This is a genomic window from Agarivorans sp. D1326, assembly GCF_056958115.1.
On record NZ_JBTWEN010000008.1, the window covers coordinates 65,286 to 85,826 of the forward strand.

Consider the following 20,541-nt stretch of genomic DNA (forward strand, 5'->3'; position numbering starts at 1 on the left):
CTTAACTATCGAGTTCAGCCTGAGGCTTAGGTAGGATGACATAGAAACCTTTGAATTCAGCTGCCACTTCTTTGTTATGGCACACTTGAACAGTCACGGTCATTTTGCATTTTTTGCCTTCAATGAGCGGCAGTAAACTGCCTTTCATTTTGCTCTTCTTCACCTTGGCTAAAGCATCTTGGTCAATCGCTTTGCGATGTTTAATCTCCCCTTTAGCCAATACGATGTCACCTGCAAATCCATGCTCTTCTAACATCAACCAAATCATTCCCCAACCCGACAATACCGCCTGGCTGTATATGCTGCCAGCAAACATGGTGGAATGCGGGTTGCCGTTTCCGGCAATAGGTAATTTAGTGGTCAACTCGTTACCGGTGTATTGATGTAAACGCACACCCATTTTTTCGCTTAGAGGAATTTGTTGGTTAAACATCTGTTGTAGCTGAGTACATAGCTTGGGTTGCCTTACAAAGCGGTGCTCTGGCGACAACTCTTTAACCATTTGCTGTACTTTAATTTTCACTTTATCGAAGGTAGGATTGCCGGCAGGTTCAAAACCGCAGCTGGTAAAAAAGGCTTGGGCATCTCCACGTGCGTTTACCACAATGCGTTCTACTCCTTCATCGTGAGCGGCTTCTTCTAAGGCCATCATCAATAAAGTGCCTAAACCTAGTTTTCGCTGCTCAGGACACACCGCTACATGGCGAATCAGTGCCTCTTTATTATCACTTAAAAACAAACGCCCAACCGCTAAAGGTTCACCTTGGCGGTCACGAATCATGCGGTGAATACTGTGATCATCATAGGCATCTCGTTCACTGCCTAATGGCAGCTGCAAAGGCTTGTTCAATACTTCCCAGCGAAATCGATAATACTTATCCATTTCACCCGATGCATCCGGACAAATTACCTTAAACATGGCGGTTCCCTTCTTGCTTTGCTAGCAGACCTGCTGAAGCTCTCCAGTGTCTTACTATGACACTTGTCATTAACAATAATTCACTCAGCATAGCCTACATTTATTTTGTAGCTGCTTTGCCAACTTTACATATTGCACTTAATTGCAACAATAAACCAACACTTAACATGGTAGTTAGCATGTCCATCACACTGTGGTAGTTCAAAAACCACATCAGCCATAAATAAACAAAGTAAGCCAACCAAGAAACGAAGCGTTGTTTTGGCAAGACCCTATGAATAGCCAGCTGTAGACTAAAAGCAACAGCGGTATGGGTGCTGTAATCTAAGGCTAAACGCGGCCACCATTGCCAGTAGTTATCAGCAAACATCAACGAATAGCTAATCAAAATACTCAGCAATAAAAAACCACTAATTTGCTTAAGCTGCTGCCGAGAGTCACTGCCATCAAAAAGTCGCCATCCCAGCCAAAGCAGCACAACCACTAGCAAGGGCGTGTATAGATCAGCCAATAAGGCTAAAAGTTGGTTCAACAAAAATTACTCCAGATGCATCAAGCAAGCCGACAAGCTTATACCAATCACACTAAGTACGGGATCAGAAATATCGCAGGAAAAATATTCGAGAATAAGGCAGGATTTTTCGATAAGTAGTTATTCTACAATCAAAAATTCTAACGCAGTTATCGAGTATTTTAACCAGATAGAATGAACAGTTACTTAGTACGATTGGTATTACTATTGCCTAGCATTTACATATAGAATGCTTATTCGATAACACGATATTAAAGTAGGTTGCTGCTCAATGTTCAAAAAAAGCGTAGTTTTCTTAACCGTGCTAATGGTTAGTGCTGTTGGAGGTCAATTCTTTAGCCAATACCAATATCAGCGTCAGGTAGAGCAGCTAACCACCAAGCTCAATCAGCAACACGCTTGGTCTTACCAACAAAGCCTAATAAGTAAAGACTGGTTCACTCGCCAAGAGCAATGGCAAATTGAGGGTAACTTTGCAGATCTTGGTTTAGAGCCACAAGCTTTCACCATCATGCTGCAGCATAAAATCAGCTTTTGGCCCTTATGGCTTAGTGGCGAATGGCAAGTGGATGAGCAACAAGGCGACTACCAACAATGGCTGCAAACCAATCAATTAAGCAGTATTCCCCATCTTGGTCAGTGGCAGGCCAACTTACTTACCCAAAATTTAAAGCAATCGCTAAGTATCGATAGCTTCGAGCACAACTATTCGCAGGTAGACTTGCACTTTCATCCCTTGCTGATTACGTCAAATAGCGACCTAGATTTTGCTAAAGGCACTGCCAGCCTAAACTGGCAAGGTATGGAACTAGACGATAGTTCACAAAATGGCGACCATATTCATCTACAGCAAGTGAGCGCTAGTGAGCAGTTTAGCCAACGCCAAGGTTGGACACTTGTAGAAAGCGCCAACTGGTCAATAGAGCAACTAACCCTACAGCTAGAGCAAGGCAACACCTTGTTAGATTTGCAAAACTTAGTAGTGAGTAACCAGTTTAGCGAACAGCAACAACGTGCATTTATGAGTGTAGATAGCTCTTTGGAACAATTTGATTTTAAAGAAGCGCAACAAAGATTTACCTTGAATGAGCTTGTTTTAACTTCCAAGATCGGCGGCGTTCCAATGCAAAGCTTGATAGCTCTTGCGGGGGCTAATCAACAGCAGCGCTCAGAGCAAGACTTAGATGCCTTGGTGCAAGAGCTTATTTCAGAAGGCATAGAGTGGCAGCTAGAACAATTAGCATTAAAGATTAATTCTAATTTTCAAGATCTTGCCATGGTTGGAGATATAAAGCTCTCGGGCAATGCAAAACTTCTGCCCTTTGAGCTAAATGCCGTAAACAGCCCATTGCAGCTTCTCCGCTATTTAGATCTAAATGTAGAACTAGATGCCAATGACAGCTTGTTTAACTACAGCCCCTTATCGGCTTACATTATGGCGCTGCGTAGCGCGGGTTATTTAATTCATCAAGATGGCCGCGACCAGAGTAAACTCATTTTTAATGACAGTGAATTTACAATGAATAGCCTACCGGTGAACTAAAGCTGACTTAACCAAGCAAACACAGCAAGCCTATTGATTTTTTCACACCTAGCCCTGAATTCCTAGCCAAAAAAAACGGCGCACTAGGCGCCGCATAAACAGGGATTAGAAAAAAACACACTTGTGTACTGCACTACTGTTGCTGCTGTTTCTTCAACTGCTCCATAAAATGGGATTGCGCTTTTGAAGATCCGGCACGCTCTGCCTCCTCAACTAGGTTTAAGGCCCTAGAGAGGTCATTCTTTTCTACCGCTTTACTAATCTGCTCAAGATAGAAGTTCTCAGTATCGCTGAGCATCTCTTCTTTAGTTTGGCTAGCCACTACTGCTGTAGTTGCTGTTGCTGCCGCGGCAGTGCTCGCTGACTCAGCTTTTACTGGTGCTGGCTCAACGGGCGTAACATTCTGTTGGGTTGTGCTTGCTGGTGTAGTAACAAAAGACGAACTAAACAACACGTCTGCAAAGCGAATATCTAAGTTACCAATAGGCGAATGCTTAGAGTAATATTTAAAGGTAGCTGGTAACCCCCCGCCCGTTTTTTCTTCATAAACAGTTTTAGGGTCTATCAATTCGGTTCTTCCAGCAAAGTCAGTTGCCTTGCTATAAACCAGCAAGTAACGAGCACGCTTAGCTTGCTCTGGCAACAATTCCTGTTTCATGCTGAGGAAGCCTTCCGCATTTAAGGTACTGTCTTCAACTCGAAGCACTTCTTTTAGTCTTTCATCATAGAAAATAACAGTAGGTACAAATACCGTTCTGCCAACAATGCTATCTAAGTAAAAGGTAAACTGGGTGATGTTTTCAGGAATCAACAATGCTGCGGTGTAAGAGTTTCCTTCAGGAAAACGCACTACCGGTGATTTTTCAGTAACATCAATCCGATTTGTTCTATCTAAGGCTAATAACTGGTATTGCAGTTGCGAAGGAAGTAATGGTGAAACATTATTTGACTGCAGATTGGCAGCAATTTTTGCCTCATCTACATATTGGGTGTTCCAAGTGCGAAACGGGTCAGTGACTTCAAAAGGCTTTTCATCACTAGAGCTTGAACAGCCGCTAGCTAATATACAGCCCACAATTACCGTTAATACTTTTTTCAAATTTCCACCTCTTAATTGTGGGCGCTAAACGCTTAGCGCCCACTCCTTGGTTGAGTACCTAATAAACTGTACTCAGCTTAGCTGGGTTTACCACCAAGCTTCAACCATGGCACCAATTTTTGTTAAGTCGTACTTATCGGCACCATCTGTTTTAATCTCACCCGTTACCGCGTAGAAGCGAACTACAGGACGAGACCACATGAAGTGACCCACTTGGAAGTTTTGAGACAAAGTAACTTTCCATGCATCACTACCTTTGCCGTCTTGCTCAGTAGCTTGGAAACCAGCTTCTACAGCAGTGGCCATGAACTCATTCCAGTGGTGTTGTGGACGAACCGCAACGCTGTACTCATTGTTTTCTTTAAAGTTACAGGCTTGACGGCCATCTTCACACTCAATGCGTAACCAGTTGGCGTTGTATTCCATAGCAGTCATTTCGCCGAAGTTAACTGCGCCATCTAAAAATACACCGTAGCTGTCTGCGTTAACATCACGAACATTCGACCAGTTGTGACCCGCTGAATTAGAGATGGTTAAAGCGGCAGCATCCGTCTCGTAACGACCGGCTAGTTGGAACCAACCATTGCTTAAACCTTGACGGTATGAAGCAAAGAATTGGTGGGCAGAATCATTATCGAAACCGTCTTTTTGCGCACCGGTAGCAAAGGCATAGTTATAGCGGAACTTCAATGCACCTTGCTCGCTTACCTTGATGTCGTGCCAGTTAAGCATTAATTGGTTCACTTGACCATCGGCAGTATCAGGGGCGCCAGCACCAGAGCCCGCTTGAGTCCAACCTAAATCTAGTTGACCTAAACCTACATTCAGATTATCAACACCAGCACCCGAACCATCGGCACTCATCATGAAGTAATCACTTAAACCGCCTTGCTCACGACCATAGAAGCGTTTACCCGCCCATACGTAAGCATCTGGTTGAGAAGCAAAGATACCTTTACCGCCACCGTAGAACTGAGCTAGACCAATGGTATCGCCCCAAGTTGGCGAGTAACCAGGAGTGTTTAACATTACATTCATGTCAAACTGAGCGTCGCCATTCTCAAAACCTTGAGTAAGCATGAACTCCATCCAGTTACCTTCGTTACCTAGACGGCCAACACCATTAATTACACCGTAATCACCTTTGATAATTCTGATTTCATCGTCAGAAGTTTCTTGAGCATAACGGCCGTAACCAGAGAAATTAGGGGTACCAGCGAATGAGCTAAGTGAGGTTGCCGCGGACGCGACTGCAATTGCAATTGTAAGCGCTTTCATTTTCATTTTGTTCAACTCCGTGTGAATCTTGAAATTTTATTGGAAGCTTTTTTTATATATGGCCAACTAGCCATGGTTTAGCAGTATAGAGCTCAAAATAAGATAAATAAGTGACCTCCATCACTAATGAAAACGCTTGCAAATAGCGGCGATCACAAAATATACAAATTTCATACATTCTGTTTCATGAAATATTCTCGAAATCCACATCATTCCAAGAAAGCACTTACACACATAAGACATTGAATTAAAAACAAAAAATACCCACAAACCAAAGGCATGAAACAGCCATGAAACAAATGATGTTTTTTCACATCAAGAAGTTCATTACAAAAATCGAACTATGTGAGGCATATCAAACAATTTTTCCCAAGTAAACATATGCACATTTTTGAACGCTACCATTAGCGTTAACAAGCTATGTTAACTAGGCATTTCAAGGCTCTCAGTTATTTTCATTTGACCTTTTACTCTAAAATTTAAACAAGAAAGAGTGAAACAGATGTTAGCGCACACCTCTATTCGATAAGAGTTCAAACCTCATTGCAGCAGATTTCCCCCTCCTTCAATTAAGACGAAACTCAACTAATGTTTTTTTGGATGAGCGATAGCCATGCCAAGCTAAGAAACTTGTCACGCATGCACTTGTATTAAAAGAAATAGCGAGCAAAGGCCGCACTACATATAGCTTACAGCCAGTTAGCAAGTGGGAAGAAACAACACTATCTAACGAAAAATGACAGCTTCTTTCATGGCTTTCCTATTACGAAATCTTTTATTGAAGCGGATCACTTTTTCGAATTGAGGCGCTAAACAAGCAAAGCTCAACTGTTAACATGCCATGTGAAAGCGCTTACACATCAAGGTATTTAGAGAGGTTGAACCAATGTTGCATCGTTATACCGCACAATCCAGTTATCACGGCCAAGTAAACGACTTGATGAGCCCAGGATTAGCGGATGAGTTTATTCAACCTTGGTACGTACCATTAAGTACGACTCCAGCAGATACAGGAATTGCTTTAGGTGGCATTGGCAGTGCTTATACCTTTACGCCAGCGGGTACAACGCCGCTATTACATATGCTTCCCGGCCTGCATTTAAGTGACCAACAGCGTGATAGCCTGCGTTTAGAAGACTTCTATTTAAGCCAAACTCCGGCCGACCAGCAACAGCTGGTAATTGTTAATCTCAGTGATTTTCAGCAAAAGCAAAAATTCTTTGCCCTAAGCAAAGCTGAACAAGCACCGCTATTTACGCCTGACATGAATGTTGAGCAACAACTTGCCACGCTTCAACTGCTGCTTAGTGAACCAGAGTTCTATCAGTGGAATGCTGCAAACTTAGAGCGATGGAAAGTAGAACTATCCAGCAAGACTCAACAACTGATTACAGCCGCTAAGCAAACCACCCAGCTGAATATAAGTTGGCTATTAGACTTTTACGATGGAGCCTTAGGTCTGCAGCAACAATCACAGCAGGCCTTAATTGGCGATTGGGAGTCAGAACAATACAACGGTGTAGCGGCTTGGCCTTGTGAACAAATAGACTACAGCGCACTGTATCCGGTGGCTAAACAACAGTTTAGCGGCCAACAAGCGATTCAAGTGAGCAAATACCACTACAGCCCGGTTATTCCAAACCATGAAGATTGGGCAGCGTTACCAATAAGCTATACCCGAGTGGTATTACACAATACCAGTGGCCAGCGACAAAGCTTTAGCCTAGTGAGATGCCTAGAGAACCTTTCTGGTTTTCAGGCAATTAAACAGCGTCCAGGGGTTCAAGATGCAGCATGTAGCTTGGTAAGAGCAGCCAATGCTCAGCAAGCTCATGCCACCAGCTGGCAAACAGAAGGCAGCCATCACTACGCCATAGAAATGAGCGGTAAAGCTAGCCCTGGCGTGGATTTTGACGGCCAAACCTGTATTTCGGTATCGGCGCCAACGCAGTGTTGCGTGAGTGCAAAACCTTATTTTTATAGCGACACCAGTGCCCAACAGATTGCCGGAGCACTCGCCAGTGGCCGCTTTGCACAGGCGGTTGACCGTGGCATTTATAGCGGGCGCGAACTAAGCTCAAGCGCCTTATGTGTTAGTGGCGAGCTAGCCCCAGGCGAAAGCGTTGAGATCTTATTCTCGCTGGTTCTCGACTTCCCACATATTCAATTACCCGGCTTAAGCAGCCAGAAAAAATACCGCCAGTTCTACCCTGAGTCGCAAGGCCGCGCCATAGCCATATGTAAGCACGCCATTGAAATAGAGCCTCAAGTGCAAACAGCCCTAGCGACGGTTAATCAACAATTAATGCCCGATGCATGCTTGGATACGCTGCCCATGTCCGCCAGCGGCAAGGTCGAAACCCGCACGCTAGCGCTAAACACCTTGTCATTTTTGGCTGAAGCTACAGTGTGGGATGAACAAGATCGATTCTTAGTACGAGAGTGTGCCGACTATCCATTTTTCAATTCCTTAGACGTTTACTTTTACGGTTCATTCTCGCTGTTACAGTGCTTCCCACGCTTAGATGGGGCAGTAATGCGCCACTTCTCACAGGCAGTTTTGGCGGAAAACAACATTGTTCGCCGCCACCACGAGTATGTAGGCCTGCCGCATGCAGACCTACCCAACAGCAAAACCGAAGGCCCTCGCGCAGTGCGCGGCGCGGTGATTCATGATCTCGGCAGCCCCTTTGATGCTAAACCCGATGCCTATGATTGGCACAACGTTAAAGAGTGGAAAGATTTAGCCCCCAAATACATTTTAATGCTGTTGCGTCATTATCGCTTTCACGGCGATAAGGCTTTGCTGCAAGATTGCTGGGAAGCTTGCCAAGCAGCCATGCACTACCTACAAGCAATGGTTGAGCCTGGACAATGTTTCCCATTAACCCGTGGCACCGACGACACCTTTGATAACCTGTCTTCACACGGTATTTCGGTATATTGCGGTTCTTTGTGGATAGCCAGCTTAGAAGCTTATGCCTGCATTGCAGAACTGCTAAACAAAGCCAGTATTCCGCAAGAATACCGCTACCTTGCCAGCCGCGCTCGTAAGCAATTTCAGGCCAGTTTATGGGATGAAAAAGCCGGCTACTTCCACTTTTATGTTACGCCTTTGCAAATTGGTGACGTAACAGAAAAACGGCGCGAGCAACTGATCACCAGCTTACTCGACAGCCCATTTTCTCAGCAGTTAAAGCTAAAGCAAGACAGTTGCTCTGTGGAACTGGTGGAAGCGCTTAACCGCTGGTTATCTACTCCTGAACTGTTAGAACTTGGTGAGCTAACAACAAGCGTTGAGCGCTTGTGGGCTAAGCACCATAGTAGCCAAACTTGGCCGATTGACGCCGAAAACCCAAAATTATGCCGCCAACTTCGTAAATTAGCGCTAGTTGCCTTGGGCGATTTTTGGCAACCCTCATGGTTAGATAAGATAAGCCTAGACAGTGATGACAGCTTTGCCGATCAGCTATTGGCCGATAGCTACTGCCGGATGTTGCAATTGCCTGCAGTCTCTAGCGAGCAACAACAACGCCGCGCCCTAGAGTACGTTTATAAACACAACTACCAAATAAACAGCGCGCGAGTGGGAGCAGCCAATTTAGTTAGCCGCTACGGCGAGACTAAAGAGTGGGATAATTTTCAAGCTCACGATGTGTGGATTGGGGTGCAATACTCTTTAGTAAACGCCATGGCTGCCCTGGGCATGCAACAGCAAGCAGCCGATTTACTCAGTGCCTGCTACCGAAACTTGTACCTAGATGCTCGCGTTCCTTTTGCAGCACCTGAGGGCTTTAACGCCAGTTGCCGTTTTGACGCCACGCAGTTTGCCCAGCTAGATGAGCCAGCAGCAATCGAGCTTAGCAAAGCGCTTATCGAGCTAGGTTTACTTTATGCCGATGGCCGAATAGCCGCCGATATTCCACGCCAGCTCAGCGAATTTAAACTGCGCAGTGCCGTAGTGTGTCAACAATTTCAGTTAGACAGCCAAACGCTGTTTTACGCCCTTCACCATACCGGATTGAAGTACACCGCTGGTCGTTACTTCCGCCCTGGAATGATCTTTTCACTGCCTTTGGTTAGCTCAACAACCAAATCAGAACAGCATTCAGCTTAATAATTTGAGGTAAATATGAACAAGCAATACGGTTACTTCGATGACCAAAACAAAGAATACGTTCTAACTACGCCAAAAACGCCGATAAAGTGGGCGAACTATGTAGGAACTTTAGACTTTGGTGGCTTAATTGATACCACTGGTGGCACCGTAGTATGTAAGCAAGATCCGGCGTTAAACCGTATCACTAAGTATATTGCTCAGCTGCCTCAGTCTGAGTTCAAAGGCTCAACCATTTACATACGTCGTAAAACTGAGCAGGGCTACCAGCTGTTTTCTCCGTTTTATACGCCGTGTTTAGAAGCTTTAGACAAGTTTGAGTGTCGCGTAGGTTTGTCTTACACCCGCTGGGTTGTGGAAGCACAAGGCCTACTAATTGATGTAAAAATCTTTGTACCACAACGCTCTAGCACCTTATTGCAAGACATTAAGGTGACTAATATTAGCCAGCAAACGCAAGCAGTAGATGTAGCGCCGGTGTATGAATTCACCCACTTCGATGCATTAAAGCAGCTGGTTAACGCTGACTGGGTTCCACAAACCATGACCCTGAAGGCTCACGCTGAAGATAGCGGCCATGTAGTGTTAGAACAATACGCCTACATGAAACGCGATAGCGCAGTTAACTACCTAAGCTGTAACCGCCCTGTTGATTCATGGGAAGGTGATCGCCGAGCATTTTTAGGCGATAACGAATTTGGTTCTTGGTCTAAGCCTTTGTCGTTACAAGAAGAAAGCTTAAGTAACTCTGAATGTGACCGCGGCGATAACGTAGGTGCCTTGTTGGTTAAACTGGGCGAACTGGCACCAGGACAAACAGAGCGAGTAATCACTCAACTTGGCCAAGTACCTAGCTTGCAAGAAGCTGAAGCAGACATTGCCTTATACCGCAACGAACAAGCCGTTGACCAAGCCTTTGCCGAGCTTAGCGGTTTCTGGGAAAACTATCTTGATGTAATGCAAGTAGACACCCCAGACAACGCCATGAACTCTATGCTAAACGTGCACAATCCACGTCAATGTCATACTACCAAAAATTGGTCTCGCTACTTGTCGCTTTACCAGCTAGGTTATGGCGCCCGTGGTATTGGCTTCCGCGACTCCTCGCAAGATTTAATTGGGGTAATGGCACATATGCCGCAAGAGGCACGCGAATTTGCCGAGCGCTTGTTGTCGGTACAGCTAGAAAACGGCTCAGCCATGCACCAGTACTTCCCGCTCACTATGGAAGCCAATGAAGGTGACTCACGAGAAGAGCCTGATTGCCCAGATTACTACGGCGATGACCACTTATGGATTGTGCTTACTGTTGCACAATACTTAAAAGAAACTGGCGACCTAGAGTTCTTAAACAAACCCATTACTTACTACAGCAAAAATCTGGAGCTGGCCGACCGCAGCCAAGGTAGTGTTTACGAGCACCTACTAAAATCCATTGATTTTACTTGGAACAACATTGGTGAGCATGGCCTACCGCTATTGGGCTTTGCCGATTGGAACGATACGGTTAACTTACCAAGTGGCGCAGAATCTTTATTTGTTGCCAACCTATTTGGTAAAGCCTTAAAAGAGTTAATCGACATTGCGTCAGCCATTGATGATAAAGCCAACCTAGAGCTGCTTAACGGCTACTACCAAGAAATGAAACAACGGGTGAACCAACATGCTTGGGATGGTGAGTGGTGGGTACGCTACTTTACCAACGAAGGCGAGCCTATTGGTTCTCATAAAAATCAACATGGTAGCTTATATACCAACGGACAGTCTTGGCCGGTTATTTCAGGTTTTGCCGAAGGCGACCGGATGCTGGCAGGCCTAGATGCTGTAAACCACAAACTCAATACCAAGTACGGCATTATGTTATCGGGCCCTGGCTACAACGGCTTTGATCCTCAGCTTGGTGGGGTAAGTACTTACCCACCGGGAGCAAAAGAAAATGGCGGCATTTTCCTGCACTCTAACCCTTGGGTAATGATGGCTGAAACCATTGCAGGCAACGGTGACCGAGCTTTTGAGTACTACAACCAAATTAACCCGGCTTTCCATAACGACAACTTGGATGTGTTCCAATCTGAACCTTACTGTTACCCACAAAACATATTAGGTGCAGAGCACAAACAATTTGGTATGGGGCGCAATGCTTGGTTATCTGGTACCTCAGCTTGGACTTACGTGGCGGGAACCCAATACATACTAGGTATTAAACCTACTCTGGTAGGCCTAGAAGTTGACCCATGTATTCCTAAAGCTTGGCCAAGCTTTAGCGTGAAACGTCGCTACCGTGGCGCCCAGTACAATATCACGGTGAGCAACCCTCAAGGCGTTAGCTCAGGCGTAGCAAGCATTAAAGTTAACGGTGAAGCAATTAGCGGTAAGGTGCTTCCGGTGTTTAACGATGGTGAACATCAAGTAGAAGTAGTGCTAGGCTAAGCCACGCAACAAACACAAAAAAGCCAGCGTAATGCTGGCTTTTTTATATTGTGTCATTGCTTAGAAAATATTAAGGCTGAGCTAAAGACTCTTGAGTTTCACCATCAAACAAGTGTACGAAGGTGGCATCCAAAAAGATGTCTAATGCACTGGGTAATTTAGTGTGCTCAGCCGGCGCTTCGATAATAATGTTCTGTCCACCAAGTTCGGCTTTTACATGCATAGTTGCGCCCAATAGCTCACTATCTGTGAAAGTCGCTTTGGCAGCAATCACATGGCTAGGCTCTAGCTGCTTTTCATGCAAATGAATATCGTTAGGACGAATGCCCAAGGTTAGCTCTTGGCCTTCTTGCAACTTCCCAACGAACTTCTCAGGAGCTTTAATCTCTTGGCCTGCGAGCTCCAATAGCCACTCACCCTGCACCTGCTTGGCCTTAGCTGGGATCATATTCATTGACGGAGAACCGATAAAACCAGCAACAAACTGATTTTTAGGTTGGGTAAATACTTCGTAGGGCGTGCCGATTTGAGCAGTAACCCCTTTGTTCATTATCACAATGCGGTCGGCAAGAGTCATTGCCTCGACCTGGTCGTGAGTCACGTATAAGGTGGTTACGCCCAATTTGTTGTGCATATCTTTGATTTCTGCACGCATTTTGCCACGCAGTTTAGCATCTAGGTTAGACAGCGGTTCATCAAACAAGAATAGCTTAGGTGTACGCACCATAGCACGCCCCATAGCAACTCGCTGGCGTTGACCACCCGACAACTGCTTAGGCTTGCGATTAAGGTAATCAGTTAGCTGCAGCATCTCGGCGGCCCACTCTACCGACTTCTTAATCTCTTCTTTCTTAACCCCTTGAACCTTAAGTGCAAATGCAATGTTTTCATACACTGTCATATGCGGGTAAAGCGCGTAGCTTTGAAACACCATCGCTAAGTCACGGTCTTTCGGGTCAACATCATTCAGGCACTTATCACCCATTTTTATTTGACCCGAAGTGATGGTTTCTAAGCCGGCCACCATCCTTAAGATGGTTGACTTACCACAACCCGACGCACCGAGTAATACAACAAATTCACCATCACTCATCTCTATGTCGAAACCTTTTACGATTTCGACCTTACCGTAGCTCTTACGAAGATCTTTAAATGACAGTGACGCCATAATTATGCTCCTGCGCGTTGTTTTAGAAACTGCTGAAAGTAAGTAGCACTTTGTTTAGGTACCCGTTGCTGGGTATCGTAATCGACATATACGATGCCAAAACGCTTTTCGTAACCAAAGGCCCACTCGAAGTTATCCATTAAGCTCCAAGCAAAATAACCTTTTAATTCAACCCCTTGCTCAATGGCATCGGCAACCGCATTTAAATGTGATTGATAGTAATCACAGCGCTGCTGATCAATCACCTTGCCATCTTCTAGAGTATCTGCCCCTGCCATACCATTTTCAGTAATAAAAATTGGCGGGAGTTCATAGCGCTCATTTAGCTTGGTGAGCAAGCCAGTTAAGGCTTGTGGACACACTTCCCAACCCATGTCGGTGCGCTCAACGCCCTCTAGGGTCACCTGTTTAGGGCCATTATCGGTGGCTTTGATCACATGGCGGGTGTAATAGTTGATGCCCAAGTAATCGATGGGCTGTTTAATTAGCTCCAAATCACCCGGCAGAATGGTTGGCCACCATAGCGGCTGCTGCTGGCGAATAGCATCTGGGTATTGCCCCTCGATGATTGGCTGCAAAAACCAATGAATGCCTTGCTGCTCGTCAAAGTCGGCTGCCAACACATCTGCAGCATTATTCGGATCTGCTGGATAAGCCGGAGTGAAGTTAAGCACGATGCCATGTTCGGCACTTGGGGCATTCTCACGCATCTTAGGCAAGGCTAAACCATGGGCTAAAAGAATATGGTGGGCAGCCTGAAAGCCAAACTTATCTTCAGTTAAACCGGGGGCATGTTGACCATAACGATAGCCTAAGAAGGCACTACATAAGGGCTCATTAAAGGTGGCATAGCTATAAACATCATCACCAAGCGCTTTGGTCATGATGTCGGCGAATTCAGCGAATTTATACGCAGTTTCACGACTTAACCAGCCACCTCTATCTTCGAGGTATTGCGGTAGGTCCCAGTGATATAGGGTCACAAACGGCTTAATACCTAGCTGTTTAAGTTTAGCAATTAGCTGTTGGTAAAATGCGATACCTTTGTCATTAACTTGACCTTCTACCGGCATAATCCGTGGCCAAGCAATTGATAAGCGATAGGCATCAACACCTAGCTCTGCAATCATCTCTAGATCTTCTTCCCAGCGGTGGTAGTGGTCACAAGCAATGGTGCCATCATCACCGTTGGCTACTTTTCCTGGGGTGGCGCAAAAGCGATCCCATATGGATTCGCAGCGCTCATCTTCTTGGTTAGCACCTTCAATTTGGAAGGCAGCTGTCGCTACACCAAAAATAAAGTCAGAACGGCGAAACGGGGACGACTTTGGAAAATCAAAAGACATACAACAACCTCAAACTGCGCCCAATGGGTCGCATGTTACACATTTTATGGGATTAAAAAGACGACCAGTTTTCACTGGAGATCGATGTTAGCTATAAATTTGAAAAAACTTATAGCTAACACCAAGCAAGGAGTCGTTTAATGCTGGGGGGGAATAATCACATTCAAACTCCTTACATATAGATAAGCTTGTTAACTAACTGGTGGGGCAGTAGATTCACGCACAATAAGCGAGGGCTCTAATTGCACACCGTTTACTAAATTTTTGTCGGCCAAATTTTGCAACACCATATTGGCGGCAATGGTGCCCATTTCCTCAATCGGGAAACGAATGGTGGTGAGCTTAGGGCGCAAATAACGTGAATAGAACATGTCATCGTAGCCTACCACCGAGATACGCTCAGCCGGTGATTCGTTATCTCGCGACAAAATGTCATAAACACTAATAGCGATGTTATCGTTACCACACACCACACCAGTAAAATCGATGCCACGTTGAAATAACTTAGCCGCCGCTTTGGTACCACCATCTTCTTGATACAAACCTTCAACAATAAGTTGTGGATCGTATTCTATGCCCGCTTCACTCAGCGCATTTCGATAACCTTGCAGACGCTCTCGAGCATCAAAATGCACCAATGGGCCGGTGATCGAAGCAATCCGAGTATGGCCTAAATCAATTAAATGCTTGGTGGCCAAATATCCACCTAACTCATTGTTTAAATAAATACAGCGATGCGCTAACTCAGGCACATAGCGGTTTAATACAAATACATTTGGGTTGCGGGTACACAGCTCAATCAATTCGTCATCACTCATGGCTTGAACCACCAGCAATATGGCGTCAACACGGCGCGAATTAAGAAAACGAATAGCTTCACGTTCTTGCTCGATATTATCGTGCCCACTAGTGGCAATAAGGTGCTGACCTTCTTTGCGTAATACCGATTCAATACTGTGCATCATGGGACCGAAAAATGGACCCGATAAAGTACCTACTACAATCCCAACACTGTAAGAGCGGTTGGTAGCCAGAGCCTGTGCAAAAGAGTTAGGTTGATAACCCAATTTGTCCATGGCGGCCATAACTCGCTCGCGATTAACATCGGAAACTTTGTTATTACCGTTCATTACTCTGGATACGGTTGCTTGCGAAACACCCGCTAGATCAGAGACTTCCTTGATTGTTGCCATTATTACTATAGCCTCTCTGTATTTGTAAGCGCTCTCACACAAAACCTTTCGGGGCACAGTCAGATTTTAAGTTTACTCGTGAAAGCGCTTTCTCTTAATATGACCGATTAAAGTCATTTGTGTCAATTGCCTTTCTAGGCAGCAAATCTGATATGTGAGCCGCCGCAAAGTTTCGATTTTATTGATGAAAATTAAACCTGCAGCCAAAAAGTCATAGGCCCATCATTGACCAAAGATACCTGCATATCGGCAGCAAATTCACCTGTTTCAGTAGGCATTCCGCGGTCACGACAAGCGCTAACAAAGTATTCATAAAGGTGATTGGCCTGCTCTGGGCTAGCGCCTTTAGAGAAGCCTGGGCGTAAACCTTTGTCGGTATCTGCCACCAAAGTGAACTGGGATACCACCAATAGGCTGCCACCCGCTTGCTGCACGTTAAGATTGGTTTTGCCTTGTTGGTCGGCAAAAATACGGTATTTAATTACTTTTTCACAAAGCTTAGTGGCCTTTGCTTGGTCATCACCTTGCTCTACACCCAACAACACTAATAACCCAGGTCCTATTTCACCAATAGTTTGATCAGACACACACACGCTGGCTTGTGTCACCCGTTGAATCAACGCAATCATTCAGACTCCTCAATGATACTACTGCTATCTTGTACTTGTTGGCCCTCGGTAAATTCGCCTAAAGCGGCGGTAATTTCGGCGCCAATTAACACCACTATCCAACTCACATATACCCATACAAATAAAATGGGTATGGTGGCGAGTGCACCATAAATAACTTGGTATGAAGGGAATGAGGCAACATAGAAAGCAAAACCTCGTTTACCCAGTTCAAACAACAAGGCCGCCACCACAGCACCACTTAAACCATGGACAAAACGGATCGACTTATTTGGCACCAGCAAATACAACAAACAAAATGCGCCTACAGAAAATAACAAGGGCACCGTGCGAAGCATTTTATTCCATATACCTAATAATGTTTCATCGGCAAACAGCTGCATGGAGAAGATGTAAGAACTTAGCGCCAAGCTACCGCCCATTAACAAGGGGCCTAAAGTTAGAATCATCCAATACATAGGAAAAGCACTACGCCAACGGCGTTTTTCCTCAACCCGCCAAATCATATTCAGGCTCTTATCAATCGCCGAAATGAGCATTAAGGCCACTACGGCTAAAGCTGCGATACCTACTGCTGTCATTTTCGATGCGTTTTCAACAAAGCCACGCAAGCTCTGCTTCACCACTTCACCAGAAGCCGGTACAAAGTTACTAAACACAAAATCTTCGATTAAGGTTTGAAAGCCGGAAAATACTGGGAAGGCGCTAATAATTGAAAACGTTACTGCTACTAAAGGCACTAAAGACAGCAAGGTAACGTAAGCTAATGAGCCGGCGATCATGGTCAGTTTTTCTTGTTTTATCCGCTCAAACAAGAAAAGCGCAAACGCTTTGCTTTGCTGGAAAAGCGCTTGCCAATTAGGCGTGTTTTTCTGCCCGCTCATGATTCATTTCACTCCTTTGCATTATCTCGCTAAAGGATGAACTAGTTAATGACGCAACTCAAGTTTAACAAGGGCTTAAGCCACAAACTTGGCTAAAAAAAGCTGAACAAAAGCTGATGTTTTTTTGAACTGAATCACATTAAGTGCTAGACTCCCGCCCCATTTCCTTTCGTTCTTTATTGGATCCTAAGAACATGTTTGAATTTCCTAAATTTCGGGGAGCAACAGTCAAAAATGACTTACTCTCCGGTTTAACGGTTGCGCTAGCTTTAGTTCCTGAAGCAGTTGCCTTTGCCTTTGTTGCCGGCGTAGAACCTTTAGTAGGTTTATATGCAGCATTTATGGTGGGGTTAATTACCGCTGTAATTGGTGGCCGTCCAGGTATGATCTCGGGTGCAACTGGCGCGCTAGCGGTAGTAATGGTGGCCTTAGTCGCAGATCACGGTGTGGAGTATTTATTTGCCACTGTGGTGCTCATGGGTATTTTGCAGGTCTTAGCTGGGGTCTTCCATTTGGGTAAGTTTATCCGCATGGTGCCACACCCGGTAATGCTAGGCTTTGTAAACGGCTTGGCTATTGTGATTTTCTTGGCTCAGCTTGGTCAGTTTAAAGTGCCCAATGCCTTTGGCGAACTAGAGTGGATGCAAGGCAGTCAGCTTTGGATCATGTTAGGCTTGGTGGCTATCACCATGGCAGTTATTCACTTCTTGCCAAAACTTACCAGCGCAATCCCTGCTTCTTTGGTGGCGATTGTGGGTGTTACCGTAGCAGTGCAGGTATTAAACTTAGATACCCGCACAGTGGTAGATTTTGTACGCGGTATGACCGGTGACGCTAACGCAACTATTGCTGGCGGTTTACCAAGCTTCTCTATCCCAAGCGTGCCATTCAACTTAGAAACACTGAAAATCATCTTCCCTTATGCCATCGTACTGGCGGCTATCGGCTTAATTGAGTCACTACTAACCTTAACCGTAGTTGATGAAATGACCGGTACCCGTGGACACGGTAACAAAGAGTGTATTGGCCAAGGTGTGGCTAACGTAACCACTGGCTTCTTTGGTGGTATGGGTGGTTGTGCAATGATTGGCCAGAGCATGATTAACATTCGCTCTGGTGGTCGTGGCCGCTTATCGGGCATCACCGCGGCACTAGCACTACTGGGTTTCATTCTATTTGGTTCTTCACTGATAGAGATGATTCCTCTCGCCGCTTTGGTCGGTGTAATGTTTATGGTTGTGTTAGGCACCTTTGAATGGGCCAGCCTGCGCATGATTAATAAAGTGCCTAAAGCTGACTTCTTTGTGATTGTGCTGGTATCTGTCGTCACCGTATTTACCGACTTAGCGGTAGCGGTGGTGATTGGTGTAATCGTATCTGCGTTGGTATTTGCTTGGAACCACGCTAAGCACATTTACGTAACGACCACTAGCGTAGATGACGACCATAAAGTTTATGAGTTGGATGGCCCCTTGTTTTTTGGCTCAACGGCTAACTTCTTAGAGCTGTTCAATCCAGCTAACGATCCAAAAGATGTAGTGATTGATTTTGCCAAGTCGCGAGTAAGTGATCACTCAGCGATTGAAGCCATCGATACCTTGGCAGAGCGTTACGAAAAAGCCGGTAAAACTCTTCACCTTAAGCACCTTAGCCCAGAGTGTCGTAAACTGCTAACTAAGGCAGGAAGCGCGGTGGAAGTTAACTTAATAGAAGATCCAAGCTATAAAGTGGCCACCGACACCCTCGACAACTAAGCCTATCAGTAACTAAATCTAAAGCCGCTACTCGTTTGAGTTAGCGGCTTTTTTGTGCCCTTCATGCTAAGTTATCAATAGGTTTTTTATCTAAAGGCCAAACGGTGACGAATACCTACTTATCCGACTTAGGGTTGCTCATTTATGCCTTGCTAATTGTCGCGGTGGCGCTGCAAGTAATGCTAAAGCGGCGGCCTGTGGGAGTTACTTTAACTTGGCTACTGCTGATATTTGCACTGCCACTAGTAGGTATTATCTGTTATCAACTGTTTGGCGAACGTTACCTAGGGCGACTGCGAGCCAAACGTGCTCGCCTAATGGAAACTAAGTACAAACAAAGCGTGCACCTGTTTAATAGCTCCCCCCACGTAGTAAAACAATCCTGCTCCGATGTAGCGGAGCCGCTAAATCAACTTACTCGTCGGCTACTTGGTTTGCCAATTCTAGGGGGGAATCAACTCACTAACTTTGAAGACTCTCTGGAAACGTTAACCCAGCTCACCACAGACATACAGCAAGCAAAATCTAGCATCTACATGGAGTTTTACATTGTTCAGCAAGGTGGGTTGCTTGACCCTTTACTTACGGCACTAGCCGAAGCAGCTCAACGAAAGGTGAGTGTTTACTTACTGGTAGATTCGGTTGGTTCGAGTGAATTTCTTAAGTCTAGCGCTTCATCTCAGTTATTGGATGCTGGTGTAAATGTAGTAGAAGCACTGCATGCCAACCCAGTGCGCATGTTGTTACAACGTATCGACTTACGCCTACACCGAAAAATTGCAGCGATAGACCAACAAATTGCTTATACCGGTTCAATGAACTTAGTCGACCCACGCTTTTTTAACCAACAGCGCGGTGTCGGACAGTGGATAGATCTCATGCTAAGAGTAGAAGGCCCTGCAGCTTTGAACCTACAAGCGGTAGTTGCCTACGACATAGAAATGGAAACCGGCGAAGCACTTATCGAACAGCTTGATTTACTTTCTACTACGGCTTCGGTAGGCCAACAACGAATGCAAATAATGCCATCAGGGCCGGGTATTTTTGGCGACCACATTATTCAGCTGCTACTTACCTCGCTATACCTCGCTAAAAAACAAATAGTGCTCACCAGCCCTTACTTTGTGCCTGACGAAAGTTTACAAATGGCGCTGGTTACCGCGGCCAGCAGAGGTGTTGAAGTAAACCTGATCCTACCCGCTAGGACCGATTCATTTTTGGTCCGCTACGCAAGCCACTCTTTCTACCAGCAGCTACTAAATGCCGGGGTAAACATCTACAAATTTAACGGTGGCTTGTTGCACACTAAAAGCCTGTTAATAGACCAACAAGTTGCTCTAGTGGGAACAGTAAACTTAGACATGCGAAGCTTATGGCTAAACTTTGAGGTGACTTCGATTATCGATGACAAATCCTATGCTGAAGATCTAGATCGCATCATGCAGCATTATCTTCAACAAAGTACACGTATTAATGCACTCGCTTGGCGAAAACGGCCAATTTACCGTCGGCTATTAGAGAATATCATCCATATATTCAGCCCATTGCTATAGAAGTCGACAATCAAAAGCTCCAATCCGACCAAATCAAAATCGCATAAGTATGCAAAACCATTTGTTTCCAAGCTCACTAACCCAGCCCTTTTCAAG

The 20,541-nt window shown here is 45.2% G+C and carries 14 protein-coding genes; 5 read left to right on the top strand and 9 right to left on the bottom strand.

Annotation, left to right across the window (positions count from 1 at the left end):
* Window position 1 precedes the first annotated feature (1 nt).
* Together ACYFDN_RS15520 and ACYFDN_RS15525 are read right to left on the bottom strand one after the other, a co-directional pair.
* Window positions 2–919, bottom strand: coding sequence for a bifunctional GNAT family N-acetyltransferase/hotdog fold thioesterase (locus tag ACYFDN_RS15520; RefSeq protein WP_483511836.1), 918 nt, complete (start codon window positions 917–919; stop codon window positions 2–4).
* A gap of 100 nt (window positions 920–1,019) precedes the next feature.
* Window positions 1,020–1,454 (bottom strand): hypothetical protein, encoded by a 435-nt coding sequence (locus tag ACYFDN_RS15525; RefSeq protein ID WP_483511837.1) that lies wholly within the window; start codon window positions 1,452–1,454, stop codon window positions 1,020–1,022.
* 268 nt (window positions 1,455–1,722) lie between these two features.
* Between ACYFDN_RS15525 and ACYFDN_RS15530 the strand changes: the two genes are divergently transcribed.
* Window positions 1,723–2,994, top strand: coding sequence for a YdgA family protein (locus tag ACYFDN_RS15530; RefSeq protein WP_483511838.1), 1,272 nt, complete (start codon window positions 1,723–1,725; stop codon window positions 2,992–2,994).
* Window positions 2,995–3,127: 133 nt separating this feature from the next.
* On the opposite strand, the gene ACYFDN_RS15535 is transcribed toward ACYFDN_RS15530, so the two are convergent.
* Window positions 3,128–4,093 carry a MalM family protein gene (locus tag ACYFDN_RS15535; RefSeq protein WP_483511839.1) on the bottom strand — a complete coding sequence of 322 codons (966 nt, stop codon included), beginning with the start codon at window positions 4,091–4,093 and terminating at the stop codon, window positions 3,128–3,130.
* Between the two features lie 87 nt (window positions 4,094–4,180).
* Window positions 4,181–5,377, bottom strand: a complete 1,197-nt coding sequence (locus ACYFDN_RS15540; protein ID WP_152783754.1) for a carbohydrate porin — start codon at window positions 5,375–5,377, stop codon at window positions 4,181–4,183.
* A gap of 880 nt (window positions 5,378–6,257) precedes the next feature.
* On the opposite strand from ACYFDN_RS15540, the gene ACYFDN_RS15545 reads away from it, so the two are divergent.
* Together ACYFDN_RS15545 and ACYFDN_RS15550 are read left to right on the top strand one after the other, a co-directional pair.
* Complete coding sequence (locus ACYFDN_RS15545; RefSeq protein WP_483511840.1) at window positions 6,258–9,488, top strand: GH116 family glycosyl hydrolase; 3,231 nt, start codon at window positions 6,258–6,260, stop codon at window positions 9,486–9,488.
* A 15-nt stretch (window positions 9,489–9,503) separates the two neighbouring features.
* Entirely contained in the window at window positions 9,504–11,918 is a 2,415-nt protein-coding gene (locus tag ACYFDN_RS15550) for a glycoside hydrolase family 94 protein (RefSeq protein WP_483511841.1), read from the top strand.
* Between the two features lie 70 nt (window positions 11,919–11,988).
* Here the strand turns inward: ACYFDN_RS15550 and ACYFDN_RS15555 are convergent, their stop codons facing one another.
* From ACYFDN_RS15555 to ACYFDN_RS15575, 5 genes are all read right to left on the bottom strand, one after another.
* Complete coding sequence (locus ACYFDN_RS15555) at window positions 11,989–13,086, bottom strand: ABC transporter ATP-binding protein (protein ID WP_483511842.1); 1,098 nt, start codon at window positions 13,084–13,086, stop codon at window positions 11,989–11,991.
* A 2-nt stretch (window positions 13,087–13,088) separates the two neighbouring features.
* Complete coding sequence (locus ACYFDN_RS15560; protein WP_483511843.1) at window positions 13,089–14,432, bottom strand: GH1 family beta-glucosidase; 1,344 nt, start codon at window positions 14,430–14,432, stop codon at window positions 13,089–13,091.
* A 191-nt stretch (window positions 14,433–14,623) separates the two neighbouring features.
* On the bottom strand, window positions 14,624–15,625 hold the full coding sequence (locus ACYFDN_RS15565; RefSeq protein WP_016399887.1) for a LacI family DNA-binding transcriptional regulator: 1,002 nt from the start codon (window positions 15,623–15,625) through the stop codon (window positions 14,624–14,626).
* Window positions 15,626–15,816: 191 nt separating this feature from the next.
* A complete protein-coding gene (gene dtd / locus ACYFDN_RS15570) occupies window positions 15,817–16,254 on the bottom strand; it encodes a D-aminoacyl-tRNA deacylase (protein ID WP_483511844.1) in 438 nt (145 codons plus the stop codon).
* Window positions 16,251–17,138 carry a virulence factor BrkB family protein gene (locus ACYFDN_RS15575; RefSeq protein ID WP_338623238.1) on the bottom strand — a complete coding sequence of 296 codons (888 nt, stop codon included), beginning with the start codon at window positions 17,136–17,138 and terminating at the stop codon, window positions 16,251–16,253. Before ACYFDN_RS15575 ends, dtd begins: the two co-directional genes overlap by 4 nt.
* Window positions 17,139–17,332: 194 nt before the next feature.
* Between ACYFDN_RS15575 and ACYFDN_RS15580 the strand changes: the two genes are divergently transcribed.
* Window positions 17,333–18,892, top strand: a complete 1,560-nt coding sequence (locus ACYFDN_RS15580) for a SulP family inorganic anion transporter (RefSeq protein ID WP_016399890.1) — start codon at window positions 17,333–17,335, stop codon at window positions 18,890–18,892.
* 104 nt (window positions 18,893–18,996) lie between these two features.
* The gene (cls, locus tag ACYFDN_RS15585; RefSeq protein WP_483511845.1) at window positions 18,997–20,445 is read left to right on the top strand and encodes a cardiolipin synthase; all 1,449 of its coding nucleotides are present in this window, start codon (window positions 18,997–18,999) and stop codon (window positions 20,443–20,445) included.
* The last annotated feature ends 96 nt before the right edge of the window (window positions 20,446–20,541 follow it).